The 12,953-nt window shown below is 55.9% G+C and carries 12 protein-coding genes and 1 other annotated feature; of the genes, 2 read left to right on the forward strand and 10 right to left on the reverse strand.

The genetic code is table 11. The annotated features are described in order from the left end of the window. Nucleotides 1-48 precede the first annotated feature (48 nt). From hemH to F8561_RS02860, 8 genes are all read right to left on the reverse strand, one after another. Nucleotides 49-1,011: a ferrochelatase gene (gene hemH / locus F8561_RS02825; RefSeq protein WP_025204839.1), complete on the reverse strand. Its 963-nt coding sequence runs from the start codon at nt 1,009-1,011 to the stop codon at nt 49-51. A gap of 125 nt (nt 1,012-1,136) precedes the next feature. Next, entirely contained in the window at nt 1,137-1,781 is a 645-nt protein-coding gene (gene adk, locus F8561_RS02830) for an adenylate kinase (RefSeq protein WP_151887125.1), read from the reverse strand. Nucleotides 1,782-1,973: 192 nt separating this feature from the next. After that, nucleotides 1,974-3,848 carry a molecular chaperone HtpG gene (gene htpG, locus F8561_RS02835; protein WP_014168914.1) on the reverse strand — a complete coding sequence of 625 codons (1,875 nt, stop codon included), beginning with the start codon at nt 3,846-3,848 and terminating at the stop codon, nt 1,974-1,976. A 110-nt stretch (nt 3,849-3,958) separates the two neighbouring features. Continuing rightward, the gene (recR, locus tag F8561_RS02840) at nt 3,959-4,564 is read right to left on the reverse strand and encodes a recombination mediator RecR (RefSeq protein ID WP_006809843.1); all 606 of its coding nucleotides are present in this window, start codon (nt 4,562-4,564) and stop codon (nt 3,959-3,961) included. Further along, nucleotides 4,564-4,896 (reverse strand): YbaB/EbfC family nucleoid-associated protein, encoded by a 333-nt coding sequence (locus F8561_RS02845; RefSeq protein WP_010428194.1) that lies wholly within the window; start codon nt 4,894-4,896, stop codon nt 4,564-4,566. The genes recR and F8561_RS02845 overlap by 1 nt, the downstream gene beginning before the upstream one ends. 54 nt (nt 4,897-4,950) lie before the next feature. Beyond that, the gene (gene dnaX / locus F8561_RS02850; protein WP_047744116.1) at nt 4,951-6,879 is read right to left on the reverse strand and encodes a DNA polymerase III subunit gamma/tau; all 1,929 of its coding nucleotides are present in this window, start codon (nt 6,877-6,879) and stop codon (nt 4,951-4,953) included. Then, nucleotides 5,557-5,621, reverse strand: a sequence feature (DnaX frameshifting element). (Overlaps the previous gene by 65 nt.) A gap of 88 nt (nt 6,880-6,967) precedes the next feature. Continuing rightward, nucleotides 6,968-7,519 carry an adenine phosphoribosyltransferase gene (apt, locus tag F8561_RS02855; protein WP_000127359.1) on the reverse strand — a complete coding sequence of 184 codons (552 nt, stop codon included), beginning with the start codon at nt 7,517-7,519 and terminating at the stop codon, nt 6,968-6,970. Nucleotides 7,520-7,670: 151 nt separating this feature from the next. Next, complete coding sequence (locus tag F8561_RS02860; protein ID WP_020885182.1) at nt 7,671-8,048, reverse strand: DUF454 family protein; 378 nt, start codon at nt 8,046-8,048, stop codon at nt 7,671-7,673. 50 nt (nt 8,049-8,098) lie between these two features. On the opposite strand from F8561_RS02860, the gene priC reads away from it, so the two are divergent. Both priC and rsmS read left to right on the forward strand, forming a co-directional pair. After that, nucleotides 8,099-8,626, forward strand: coding sequence for a primosomal replication protein N'' (gene priC / locus F8561_RS02865; RefSeq protein WP_014168909.1), 528 nt, complete (start codon nt 8,099-8,101; stop codon nt 8,624-8,626). Nucleotides 8,627-8,638: 12 nt separating this feature from the next. Further along, nucleotides 8,639-8,824, forward strand: a complete 186-nt coding sequence (gene rsmS / locus F8561_RS02870; protein WP_020885184.1) for a pleiotropic regulatory protein RsmS — start codon at nt 8,639-8,641, stop codon at nt 8,822-8,824. Nucleotide 8,825: 1 nt separating this feature from the next. On the opposite strand, the gene mscK is transcribed toward rsmS, so the two are convergent. Continuing rightward, nucleotides 8,826-12,173 carry a mechanosensitive channel MscK gene (gene mscK, locus F8561_RS02875; protein ID WP_151887126.1) on the reverse strand — a complete coding sequence of 1,116 codons (3,348 nt, stop codon included), beginning with the start codon at nt 12,171-12,173 and terminating at the stop codon, nt 8,826-8,828. 113 nt (nt 12,174-12,286) lie between these two features. Continuing rightward, entirely contained in the window at nt 12,287-12,940 is a 654-nt protein-coding gene (gene acrR, locus F8561_RS02880) for a multidrug efflux transporter transcriptional repressor AcrR (RefSeq protein WP_014168906.1), read from the reverse strand. Nucleotides 12,941-12,953 lie beyond the last annotated feature (13 nt).

The following is a 12,953-nucleotide window of genomic DNA, read 5'->3' on the forward strand; positions in this document are numbered from 1 at the left end:
AAGGATTATGGGCCGGGAATGGTAGCACAAACCCGGCCCATAGTGCGATCAGCGGCTGTTTGTCACCAGTGACACCATCATCTCGATATGCTCAGGCGAGTCGTTAAGGGCCGGAATATATTCATATTTCGTTCCGCCCGCCTCGAGGAAGAACTCTCTGTTCTGCACGGCAATCTCTTCCAGCGTTTCCAGACAGTCGGCGGAGAAACCGGGTGACATCACCTGAATATGTTTCACGCCCTTCTCACCGAGCATTTTGAGGGTTTCGTCGGTATAAGGCGTTAACCACGGCTCGCGGCCAAAACGCGACTGGAAGGTCATCATCACTTTCTCTGGCGGCAGGCCGAGGGCTGAGACCAGCTCACGGGTAGTATCGCGGCAGCGCTGCGGGTAATCATCCCCTTCATTGGCGAAGCGCTGCGGGATCCCGTGATAGGAGAGCAACAGCAGATCCGGCTCGCCATGTTTTTCAAACGACGCGCGCGCGCTACTGGCAAGCGCTTTAATATAGCGTTCGTTATCGGCGTAATCGCGAATAAAGGTCACGCCAGGAATACGGCGGCGGGTCGCCAGAATACGAGCCAGCTCATCCCAGACGGCGGCAACCGTCGAGCAGGAATACTGCGGATAAAGGGCGAGCACCACAATGTGGTCGACGCCCTGCGCCAGCAGTGAGTCGACCGCGCTTTCCAGTGACGGTTTACCGTAGCTCATGCCCAGCGCGACGGGCATATCCGGCAGACGGGCAGCCAGCGCTTTTTCCTGCCGACGGCTATACACCATCAGCGGTGAGCCCTCTTCCATCCAGACGGACTGATAAAGCTTTGCGACACGTGGGGCACGAATCGGCAGAATGACGCCACGCAGCAGCGGCCACCACAACAGTCTTGGGGTATCCACGACGCGCGTGTCGCTTAAAAATTGTCGCAGGTAGCGTTTTACCGCTTCTGATGTCGGTGCATCTGGTGTACCCAGATTGGCAAGCAGGATGCCGGTTTTCGCCTGACTCATTCACGCCTCTTAACCATTTGAATGGTTTTCAATTGTAGCGGAAAAGCGTTTAAACGAAACCCATTGCTGCAATAGGTAAGATGAGAATTTTTCTCACCCGGAGAGCCCGGGTGAGAGAGGTGCAATTAGCCGAGGATTTTTTCCAGCTCTGCACGAACGTCAGCAACGGCTTTGGTGCCGTCAACTTTCGCGTATTTAGTGTTACCCGCCTGCGCTTCTTTGGTGTAATAACCGATCAGCGGAGCGGTCATCTGATGGTATTCCACCAGACGTTTACGCACGGTCTCTTCCTGATCGTCTTTACGGGTGGTCAGCTCTTCACCGGTAACGTCATCTTTACCTTCAACCTTAGGCGGGTTGAATTTGATGTGGTAAACGCGGCCAGAGGCAGAGTGTACGCGACGACCAACAATACGGTCAACGATCAGCTCGTCCGGCACGTCGAACTCGAGCACGTAGTCCACGTTGATGCCCGCTTCTTTCATGGCATCAGCCTGAGGAATGGTGCGTGGGAAGCCGTCCAGCAGGAAACCGTTACGGCAGTCTTCCTGAGCAATGCGCTCTTTGACCAGAGCGATAACCAGCTCGTCGGTCACCAGCTTGCCTGCGTCCATGATGTCTTTCGCTTGTTTACCCAGCTCGGAGCCAGATTTAACAGCGGCGCGCAGCATATCACCGGTGGAGATTTGCGGAATACCGTATTTCTCCATGATGAACTGAGCCTGAGTTCCTTTACCCGCGCCCGGAGCGCCAAGCAGAATAATACGCATTGCGAAAATCCCCTCAAAAGTCGATTCAATTTTTCAAAAGCGCTAAACAATACCACCAGAACGGATATGGCTCAAGGAAGGCAGGCGGGCTGAAACGGTTAATGAAGGGAGATTAACGGGAAGGAGCGGTCTGGTGCCCTCCCCCGGTCCTCTCCCACAGGAGAGGGAGAAGACCAGGGGGAGGCGGGTCAATTACGCCAGCAGCAGCGCATTCACACGTTTAATGAACAGGTTAGGATCTTCCAGCGTGCCGCGCTCGGCCAGCAGAGACTGATCCAGCAGGAGCTCAACCCACTCGGCAAAGCGTGCTTCGTCCTGCGTATCCGCCGCGCGTTTCACCAGCGGATGATCCGGGTTCAGCTCGAAGATATATTTCACTTCTGGCATCGCCTGGCCCGCCGCAGCGAACAGTTTCGCCATCTGGGTGCTCATTTCATCCGCATCCGTGGTGACAATGGCCGGGGTATCGGTCAGACGGTGAGTGAAACGCACCTCTTTCACGCGATCGCCCAGCAGCGTTTTCACGCGCTCAACGAAAGGCTCCAGCGCCTTCTCCGCTTCTTTCGCGCTTTCGTCCACTTCATCGGCCAGTTTATCGATCGACTCATCGGCTTTGGCGACGGACTGGAACGCCTTACCGTCGAACTCGGTCAGGTAGTTCATCATCCATTCGTCGATGCGGTCAGAGAGCAGCAGTACTTCGATGCCTTTCTTACGCAGCAGCTCGAGGTGTGGGCTGCTCTTCGCCGCGGCGTAGCTGTCGGCGGTGATGTAGTAGATCTTCTCCTGCCCTTCTTTCATGCGGGAGACGTACTCTTCCAGCGACACGGTCTGCGCAGAGGAATCGGTGTGAGTGGAAGCGAAACGCAGCAGTTTAGCAATGGCTTCTACGTTGGATGTATCTTCCGCAGGGCCCTCTTTCAGCACCAGACCGAACTGTTTCCAGAAGGTCTGGTATTTTTCTGCATCGTCTTTCGCCAGTTTTTCCAGCATCTGCAGCGCACGTTTGGTCAGTGCATTACGCAGGTTGCGGGTGACGGTGCTGTCCTGCAGAATTTCACGGGAGACGTTCAGCGGCAGATCGTTGGAGTCAATGAGACCACGCACAAAGCGCAGGTAGTTCGGCATGAACTGCTCGGCGTCATCCATGATAAATACGCGCTGGACGTACAGCTTCAGACCGTGCTTGTGATCGCGGTTCCACATATCCCACGGCGCCTGTGACGGGATATACAGCAGGCTGGTGTACTCCTGCTTACCTTCCACACGGTTGTGGCTCCAGGTGAGCGGATCGGTAAAGTCGTGGGCGATGTGTTTGTAGAATTCGTTGTATTCGTCGTCTTTAATTTCAGACTTATTGCGCGTCCACAGCGCCTGCGCCTTGTTGATTTTCTCCCAGGACACCACGGTTTCACCGTCTTTCTCTTCCTGTTTTTCAATCTCAACCGGCAGGGCAATATGGTCGGAGTATTTGCTGATGATGGAGCGCACGCGCCAGTCATTCAGGAAATCATCTTCGCCTTCACGCAGGTGAAGGGTGATTTCGGTACCGCGGTCCGCTTTGGTGATGTCATCAACGGTGTATTCGCCTTCGCCTTTAGATTCCCAGAAGACGCCGTGATCCGCACTGTCGCCTGCTGCGCGGGTACGTACGGTAACTTTGTCCGCAACGATGAACGCCGAGTAGAAGCCCACACCGAACTGGCCGATCAGCTGGCTGTCTTTCGCCTGATCGGAGCCCATTGATTCGAGGAACGCTTTGGTACCGGATTTAGCAATGGTCCCGAGATGGTCGATGACCTCGTCGCGGTTCATACCAATGCCGTTATCGGCGATAGTCAGGGTACGGTTCTCTTTATCGAAAGAGACGCGCACGCGCAGCTCTCCGTCGCCTTCGTACAGATCCGGGTTAGACAGGGCGCGGAAGCGCAGCTTGTCCGCCGCATCGGAGGCGTTGGAAATCAGCTCACGCAGGAAGATTTCTTTGTTGGAATACAGGGAATGGATCATCAGGTGCAGAAGCTGTTTTACTTCTGACTGGAAACCACGGGTTTCTTGTCCTTTCATCTATGTCGACCTCAACAATGCCATTTAATGGGGTTTTAAAACGTTGAGGGAGAGATGGGGATACGAGGGGAGAATTTCAAGCGGAGGCCGCGATTACAGCCTCCGTTTGGTCAGAAAATAATCTTGTGACGTCCAGCCAGAGAGTGGGACAGCGTGGTGCCGTCCACCATCTCCAGCTCACCGCCCACTGGCACGCCGTGAGCGATGCGGCTGGCGTCAACGCCATACTGTGCGCACAATTCGGCGATGTAGTTGGCCGTAGCTTCCCCTTCCACCGTTGGGTTGGTGGCGAGGATCACCTCTTTGATCGTTTCGGACTCAAGACGCTGTTCAAGGCGATCGAGACCGATATCGTCCGGGCCAATACCGTCCAGCGGGGAGAGATGCCCCATCAGCACAAAATAGCGGCCAGAAAACTGCCCGGTCTGTTCGATGGCGTAGATGTCCGCCGGACTCTCCACCACGCAAATCTGACCATTTTCCTGACGACGCGGATTAGTGCAGATGTTACACACGTCCTGCTCGGTAAAGGTACGGCAATCCGCACAGTGACCAATTTCTGACATGGCACGGGTCAAAGCCTGCGCCAGGCGCATCCCGCCGCTGCGGTCGCGCTGCAATAGCGTAAACGCCATGCGCTGCGCCGACTTCGGGCCGACACCCGGCAGACAGCGCAGTGCTTCCATTAACTGCGTGAGCAGCGGACTGGTTTGCATCAGAATGGCATCTTGAAGCCAGGCGGCAGTTGCATACCGCTGGAAACAGAGGCCATTTTCTCTTTCTGAGTTTCATCGATACGGCGCGCAGCATCGTTAAACGCGGCTGCAACCAGATCTTCCAGCATGTCTTTGTCGTCTTCGAGCAGGCTTGGGTCGATTTCAACGCGACGGCAGTTATGCGCACCGTTGATGGTCACCTTGACCAGACCGGCACCGGATTCACCCGTGACTTCCAGCTGAGCGATCTCTTCCTGCATCTTCTGCATTTTTTCCTGCATCTGCTGAGCCTGCTTCATCAGGCCACCCAGACCGCCTTTTCCACCAAACATAGGCTTCTCTCTTCTTTCACGTTTATGGATTACAACCGTAAGTCAGACTCACGATCAAATGGGGCGAATACTCTCTTCATCCAGATCGGCGTCGAAGAACCGGCGCAGAGTCTGGATATTGTTATCCGCGATAATCGACTCGCGCGCCTGCGCGAGCTTCTCTTCATAAATTGCCTGACGCCATTCCAGTGGCGTTCGCACCGCCGGATTATCATCTTCAATGATAGTCAATTCAACCGGTGCACCGTGTAATGCGGTGAGCGCCTCGGCCAGCGCTTTTTGCGCGCCAGGGGAATTCAGGTGCCGCTGACCCGGTCGCAGGTGTAAACGTACCTGATGACCGTCCTGCTCTTTCCAGGCATTCAGCGCGACCTGCTCAACCAGCTTCGGCAACTGCAGTTTACTGACCTCTGCGGCCCACGCGTCACGCTCAATAGACTCTTCGGCAAGTTTCGCGGAAAGCTCAGGTGTTTTTTCATGCTCCAGCGCCTTTTTTAGCGCTTTCGGTGTGGCAACTTCTTCTTTCACCTCTTCGACGAGGGTCGTTGCCTTCCAGCGGTAAGCCTCTTCTTTCACCGGGGCTTTTTGCTCGAGCGCGGACGGTGCAGGGCGCGACTGAACGCGCTCCGTAACCGAAGCCAGTCGTTCAAGCGCGGCGTTGTTCACCGGCCGCGCTCTTCCTGGCGCTGCCGGTTCACTCTTTTTTGGTTTGGTTGCTCCCTGAGCACGTTGCAACTGGCTTCGTGCGGCAAGCACCGAACTGGTGGCCTCCGGCAGCGGTACGTTCTGCTGCGGGGGAGCCGTCGGCTGCGGTGGCACCTGCTGAGGCGACATCACCGCAGTGGGGGCGACCGGAGCAAAAGACTGTCGGGGCACTTCCGGCTCCGGCAGAGGCATGCGCGGATGGAACGCCAGCGCACGCAGCAGGGTCATTTCAACGCCCATCCGGGGATCCGGCGCAAACGGCAGCTCTTTGCGGCCAATCAGCAGCGTCTGGTAATAAAGCTGCACGTCAGCCGGTGGGACGGTGCGCGCAAGTTCACGCATCCGGTGTTCAATAACCGCCATATCGGCACCGATGGCTGACGGAGAAAGCTGCAGCATTGCCACGCGGTGCAGCAGACTCAGCATCTCAACCAGCAGCGCTTCCCATTCAATGCCCCGGGCAGCCGCGGCGTTCACCAGCGACATAACGCGTTCACCGTTGGCGGAAATCATCGCTTCGATGAGAGAAAGCGCCTGATCGTCATCCAGCGTGCCGAGCATGGTGCTGACCGCGTCGGTCGAGAGTTTACCGTCACCGCTGGCGATCGCCTGGTCGGTGAGACTTAAGGCATCACGAAGGCTGCCGTCTGCTGCGCGGGCCAACAGCTGCAGGGCGCGCGGTTCGTGGACAATCTTCTCTTCATCAAGAATATGTTCAAGCTGAGCGCGGATCTGCTCGACGTCCAGCGCCTTCAGATGGAACTGCAGGCAGCGCGACAAAATAGTGACCGGCAGCTTTTGCGGATCGGTGGTCGCCAGCAGGAATTTCACATGCGCGGGCGGCTCTTCCAGCGTTTTCAGCAGGGCGTTGAAGCTGTGGCGTGACAGCATGTGCACTTCATCGATCAGGTAGACCTTGAAGCGGCCACGCGCCGGCGCGTACTGCACGTTGTCGAGCAGATCGCGGGTATCTTCCACTTTCGTGCGCGAGGCGGCGTCGATCTCAATCAGATCGACAAAGCGCCCCTGCTCAATTTCACGGCAGTTGTCACACACGCCGCACGGCGTGGCGGTGATCCCGGTTTCGCAGTTCAGACCTTTTGCCAGCAAACGGGCAATAGAGGTCTTACCGACGCCGCGGGTGCCGGAGAAAAGATAAGCGTGATGGATGCGACCTAGCGACAAGCCGTTCGCCAGGGCCGTCAGCACATGCTCCTGACCGACAACGTCAGCAAAGGTTTGTGGTCGCCATTTACGGGCTAACACCTGATAACTCATGGGCAGGCTCTGCAACGCTGGAAGGTGAATTTATGGAGGGGAATGCTATCACAACCTCACCCATTGAGCGAGGTTGTGAAAACCGGGATTAATGACCCGGGAAAGGCACCAGGCTGTAGCTGGTAATGCCCTGTTTTTCCAGGCGCTGTTCGCCACCCAGATCGAACAGGTTAATGATGAATGCCGCGTCGGTCACTTCACCACCCAGACGACGGATCAGCTTCACGGTCGCTTCAATCGTGCCGCCGGTCGCCAGCAGATCGTCAACCACCAGCACTTTATCGCCAGGCTTGATCGCATCAACGTGGATTTCCAGCTGATCGGTGCCGTACTCCAGTTCGTAGCTCTCTGCGATGGTTTCACGCGGCAGTTTGCGCGGTTTACGCACCGGCACAAAGCCAACACCCATTGCCAGCGCGACCGGCGCGCCAAACAGGAATCCACGGGCTTCGGTACCCACTACTTTGGTGATCCCGGCGTTTTTATAACGCTCGACCAGCAGTTCAATGCTGAGCGCGTACGCTTTCGGGTCTTCCAGCAAGCTGGTGACATCACGGAAAAGAATGCCAGGCTTTGGATAGTCCTGGATACTTTTGATGCTGTTTTTCAGATATTCAAGCTGCTGTGCAGTTGCGGTCATCGGTTTGTGCCTAAATGAAACAGTGTTACTCACAGCGCGCAACGAGTCGGCCAGGGTAACAATTGTTTAACCTTTGACCAGGCGCAGCTGTGCTCGAAAACGGTCGAATTTACTGGCTGCGCGCAATAATTGCAACAGCCATTATAAGGCTTCAGTGCTTTTGTTGCTTTTCATCAACCACGGGGATCCGCCACATAAAGAAAAGCAGACAGGCGAGGATCGTCAGCAACAGAATGCGCACCCACATCATTTTCACCAGCCATAATGAAATGGCAAAGGTAATCAGGATCACCGCGATCGCACGCGGCTTCGCACCGGGCGGCATTGCCCGATGTTTTTGCCAGTGGCGCAAATAGCCGCCAAACCAGGAGCGGTACAGCAGCCAGTGGTGAAAGCGCGGCGATGAACGGGCGAAGCACCAGGCTGCCAGCAGGATAAAAGGTGTGGTGGGCAATAAGGGCAAAACCACGCCCAGCGTGCCTAACACTACCGCGAGCCAGCCAATGATGATTAAAATAGTACGCTGCATAATGCGAATCGTTATCAAACTGAACGGCTACTTTACCACTGGAGAGCGTATTGAAAACAGCCCTGCTTCTGGAGACGCTGCAAAATCAGCTGTCCACCCTGCGCGCGCAGGCTACGCCGTTAATGGGGCATGCTACGCTGAAGCCGCGCTTTGACCGGCAGCTTTTTCGTACCCGCAGCACGCGCATCCAGGATTATGTTGCTGAAGCGCAGACGAATCTTGATGAGTTGCGCCACGCGGTTGAGAACAACCAACAGCAACAAGTCGCCTGGCTTGCGGAACATCTCACCGAGCAGATCACCGCCCTGCACCGTGAAATGACCGCCTGGCCGCTACGCGTCTGGGACAGCGCGTCGCCGGGTCTCGGTAAATGGCAGCGCAAGCGGCTGGAGAACCAGGAGTTTGCGCGCCGTCTGTTTGAGATGAAGCGGGAGCGGGAAACGCGCCTGAACGCAAGCGAGACGCTGGAAGAGCAGCAGTTATTAATGCGAGAGATTAGCGCCCTCGAGGGCCGCATCGTTCGTTGCCGTCAGGCACTGGATGAAATTGAACGCGTCATTGAACGTCTGACCCGTTAACAGGAGCCGTAAATGTCACTGGAAAATGCACCCGATGAGGTCAAGCTGGCCGTCGATTTGATTATGCTGCTGGAGAATCATGACATCCCTGCCCAGACGGTGCTGAAAGCACTTGAGATAGTGAAGACGGATTTTGAAGGCAAGGTGAAGGCCAGTCGCCTTCACCCTGCCCCTCTCCCACCGGGAGAGGGAACCTGAATTACGCCGGGGTAGGATCGTCACCCTGAATCTCGCGCTTCACTTCCGTATGCTCATCACCTTTCTCGTTACGCAGGTGAACTTCAAGCTGGTTGAAGGCGATGTTAATGTTATTTTCACGGCACAGACGATCGATAGTGCGGTTCAGCTCATCCACGGTGTAGCTGCGATCGCGCAGCTCACGCACGTATAACCGCAACTCGTGATCCAGCGTGCTCGGCCCGAAGGTGGTGAAGAACACATCTGGGGCGGGCTCGTGCATCACCTTAGGATGCGATTTCGCGGCTTTTAACAACACCTCTTTCACTTTATCCAGATCGGAGCCGTAGGCCACACCCAGCCGAATGACGACGCGCGTTGTGGTGTCGGAGAGCGACCAGTTGATCAGTCGCTCGGTGACGAACGCTTTGTTCGGGATGATCACCTCTTTGCGATCGAAGTCGGTGATGGTGGTGGCACGAATACGGATCTTACTGACCGTTCCCGAGAAGGTGCCGATGGTGACGGTATCACCGATACGTACCGGACGTTCGAACAGGATAATCAGGCCGGAAACAAAGTTACCGAAGATCTCCTGCAAGCCAAAACCGAGACCGACAGAGAGCGCGGCCGCCAGCCACTGCAGCTTATCCCACGAGACGCCAAGCGATCCAAAGACCGTCATCGCCCCGACAATAATAATGACGTAGTTGAGGATGGTGGTGATGGCATACGACGCCCCCTGACGCAGGTTCAGACGCGACAGCACCAGCACTTCAAGCAGGCCTGGCAGGTTTCGAATCAACGCCCAGGCTACCACTGACGACACCAGGGCAAAGAGCAGGCTGCCCATGGTCACGCTTTTCATTACCGCGGCGCCCGCTTCGGTGCCGTTGTATTGCCAGAGGGTGATACTGTCGAGGTAGGCGAAGACGGTGATTAAATCAGACCAGATCGCCCAGAACATCACCGCAAACAGCGCGATCATCACCAGCATGGTGATACGCAGTGTCTGCTGGTTAACCTGCTCCAGCGCGATGGTTGGCTCTTCCTGTGGCTCTGCGCCTTCGGCCCCCTCCTTCACCTGATGCTGGCGACGCGCGATGGCACGACGATAAGCGATGCGGCGAGCCGCCACGCTCAGGCCGCGCAGTACGGTCTGATAGAGCAGGTTCCAGACGATCACCAGATAGACGGTTTCAATCCAGCGTCCGGACAGGCGCAACGTGGTATAGAAGTACCCCGTCGCCGTGAGCACCATCAGTGCCAGTGGAATAATCGCCAGTACCGTCACGGTGGCCAGACGAATGTTGTGAGACTCTTTATCCCGCCAGCTGTCGCGGCACATCGGCCACATCAGGATGGCAATGAGCAGCAGGTTCAGCAAAATAACCAACTGGCCCATGACATCGTCCATCAGGTGCAGCGGAGACAGCTCAGCGACAACGGACCAGAAGTGCAGCGGCAACAGTGCCAGGCTGACGCGTACAATCTGACGACGCCAGTGGCTGGTCAGTTGCGCAGGCATGTTGAAATGACGCACCGCAACGCCGTCTTTTTCCAGCACTTTCCAGCACACGCCAAACACCAGCCAGAACAGGGCCAGTTTTTTACTGAACGCCCACAGCAGGTCGCTGATGTTGAGCTGCATCGTCAGCAGGATAAGCCCCACCGCCAGAATAATCAGGCAGACCGGCAGCGCGCGGATCAGATCGATCAGAATCGCTTTTGGCGTGTGCAGCTGACTGTCGTTACGCAGTTGCCCCACTTCAGACGCCAGCTTATCCTGGTATTTCTTCAGCCAGCCCAGACGCCAGCGGATCAGGCCGGCAATCAGCAGCAGCGGGAGCCCCGCCAGGAAGGCAATAATCACCGCAGGCCAGGCTTTCTCCCAGTTTACGGTGATTTTCATGCTCTTAACCTGCGCCTTCAGCGTTTCAGGGAAGGATTTGATCCAGTCCCAGTCCATCGGCTTGTTGCTGTTAACCCAGAAAATCTGCTGGGTCAGGATCTCCTGCAGACTTTTCGACACGCTCACCAGCTGTTGCTGGTTGATCTGCAGGTTAATCGCCATCATCAGCTGGTTGCCGAGCTGTTTGTTGAGCTGGTCGAGCAGCTCGCGGCGCATATCCACAACCTGCAGCAGAGCGTCGTGAACTTCCGGGTTCACTTCACTGGAATGGCCTTCTTCCAATTTGGCGACAAACGTATCGCTCTGGAAAAGGGCGTCGCGCTGCTGGTTCACATCGAATTGTTCCAGACGCAAATCCGCAATGCGGTTGGTCATGTCCTCGAGCTCATCGGCGGACGGCAGCGTCTGCTGTTGCTGGTAGAGAATACGCGACAGCAGCAGGCTGCCTTTCAGAACCGCAATCTGCTCTTTAATGTTGCGTTCAGCCTGCAGCGCGCGGTCCAGCCAGTTTTTCACTCTGATATTTTGCTGAACCAGCGAGTTACCGCTTTCTGTTGCCAGTATCAGGCGCTGGCTCAGTTGATGGTTAGCCTCGAGCTCCTGTTTCACCAGCGGGTTCGCCTGAATGCGGGCAGTTTCGTCCGGTGAGACGGCTTCCTGAGCCGTTTTCTCCGTCAGCGTAAGGCGCTTGCTGTTAACCGCCTCCTGCAACAGCTGAAGCTGATGTTCCAGACGATTAATGTTCGCCGTTACGTAGTCGCGCTGCTTCTGGAGCGTATCCTGCAGCACCGTATTCCCTTCCAGGCTTTTACGCTGCTGTTCGATTTGTGCATTCAGTAAGGCCTGTTGCATCAGCAGCAGCGTTTGCTGCGTTGGGCGCAGGGTACCTTCGCCAACCGACGTGCCGTTCAGACGGTTGCGGATCTGCTGCAGCTGCTGAGAGGCGGCGTACATCGCATTTTGCACGCGCTCGGGCTGGGTTTGCAGGGAGACAAGCTGGCTGTTGTACGTGCCGAGATCGGACTGCGCCGTTTGCAGATCGTCGAGCAGCTGTGCGACGCGCGATTCCAGCTGACGCAATGACAGGGTCGCGAGCGTTTTACGGGTTTCGTCGTCATTATCCACATCGCTCAGGGCATTCAGCGATTCCGTGGCCTTACGCATGTTTTCAGGCGCCTGCGCCACTTTCTGCCGAAGCTGTGTGGTTTCCGCTTTAACACGCTCAATTTTATCAAGCGTTTCCAGCGTCTCCGTCAGATCCTGCTGAACGAGCTTATCCAGAGCAGAGAGGTCTTTTTGTTTATTCAGGGTGTCGAGTTGCGACTGAACATCACTGCGTGAAGGGATGTCATTGTTGTTATCGGCGCGGGCCCAGGAAAGCGGTGCCGTTGCGAAGAAAAACAGCGTCGCCAATAAAAATACAAGAACAGGATGTTGCGAGCGATTGGTGTGCAGCATAGTTGTGAATGATGTCAGAAGATGACCGAAAATAGTCCGGCGTGCAGGATATCACGCTCGCCTGAAGCAGAATAGCGCGAACGTGAGCCTCTAAGAGAAATCCTGGAATCGCGTCAGGCTGTTAGCGAGCCTGACTTGCCATGCAGCGTCGGGGAGAGCTGGCACATCTCCAGGAAAATAGCGACATAGCTGCGGGCTTCGTTCTTCAGGTCAAAGGAGTCCGGGGCGAAAAGCCAGTTTTCCATCAGGCCGGAAATATAACTGCGCATCAGGACTGCCGCCCGTCGGGTCATTAACGTCGCCGGCAGCTGGTTCGCCTGCATGCACTGGGTGAGGACCTGTTCAATGCGATCGTAGCTTTCCAGACACAGGCTGCGCTGCGCCTGCTGGACGACCGCCATCTCTCCAACCAACTCGCATTTATGGTAGATGATTTCCATCATTAACCTGCGACGTTCTTCAACTACCGTTGCTTCAAGGATATATACTAATATTTCTCTTAATACTGAGAGTGGATCCTCGGGGAATTTTGCCCGATACTCAGTCTCAAGATCGCTAATGCTGGACTCTGAGAGTTGCCAGATTTCACTGAACAGATCTGTCTTGTCTTTAAAATGCCAGTAAATCGCTCCCCGCGTGACGCCCGCGGCCTGAGCAATCTGCGCCAGCGAGGTTGACGAAACACCCTGCTGAGAAAACAAACGCATAGCCACATCCAGAATGTGTTGTCGGGTTTCAAGCGCTTGTTGTTTGGTTTTTCGTGCCATACGTTAGTGAATT

The sequence above is a fragment of the Enterobacter sp. 198 genome (assembly GCF_009025585.1).
Taxonomy (GTDB): domain Bacteria; phylum Pseudomonadota; class Gammaproteobacteria; order Enterobacterales; family Enterobacteriaceae; genus Enterobacter; species Enterobacter ludwigii.

Excerpts from the sequence above, each read along its gene's own strand:
- hemH (WP_025204839.1), bottom strand. The coding sequence starts at position 1,011 with ATGAGTCAGGCGAAAACCGGCATCCTGCTTGCCAATCTGGGTACACCA.
- acrR (WP_014168906.1), bottom strand. The coding sequence starts at position 12,940 with ATGGCACGAAAAACCAAACAACAAGCGCTTGAAACCCGACAACACATT.
- dnaX (WP_047744116.1), bottom strand. The coding sequence starts at position 6,879 with ATGAGTTATCAGGTGTTAGCCCGTAAATGGCGACCACAAACCTTTGCT.
- apt (WP_000127359.1), bottom strand. The coding sequence starts at position 7,519 with ATGACCGCAACTGCACAGCAGCTTGAATATCTGAAAAACAGCATCAAA.
- F8561_RS02845 (WP_010428194.1), bottom strand. The coding sequence starts at position 4,896 with ATGTTTGGTGGAAAAGGCGGTCTGGGTGGCCTGATGAAGCAGGCTCAG.
- mscK (WP_151887126.1), bottom strand. The coding sequence starts at position 12,173 with ATGCTGCACACCAATCGCTCGCAACATCCTGTTCTTGTATTTTTATTG.
- F8561_RS02860 (WP_020885182.1), bottom strand. The coding sequence starts at position 8,048 with ATGCAGCGTACTATTTTAATCATCATTGGCTGGCTCGCGGTAGTGTTA.
- recR (WP_006809843.1), bottom strand. The coding sequence starts at position 4,564 with ATGCAAACCAGTCCGCTGCTCACGCAGTTAATGGAAGCACTGCGCTGT.
- adk (WP_151887125.1), bottom strand. The coding sequence starts at position 1,781 with ATGCGTATTATTCTGCTTGGCGCTCCGGGCGCGGGTAAAGGAACTCAG.
- htpG (WP_014168914.1), bottom strand. The coding sequence starts at position 3,848 with ATGAAAGGACAAGAAACCCGTGGTTTCCAGTCAGAAGTAAAACAGCTT.
- rsmS (WP_020885184.1), top strand. The coding sequence starts at position 8,639 with ATGTCACTGGAAAATGCACCCGATGAGGTCAAGCTGGCCGTCGATTTG.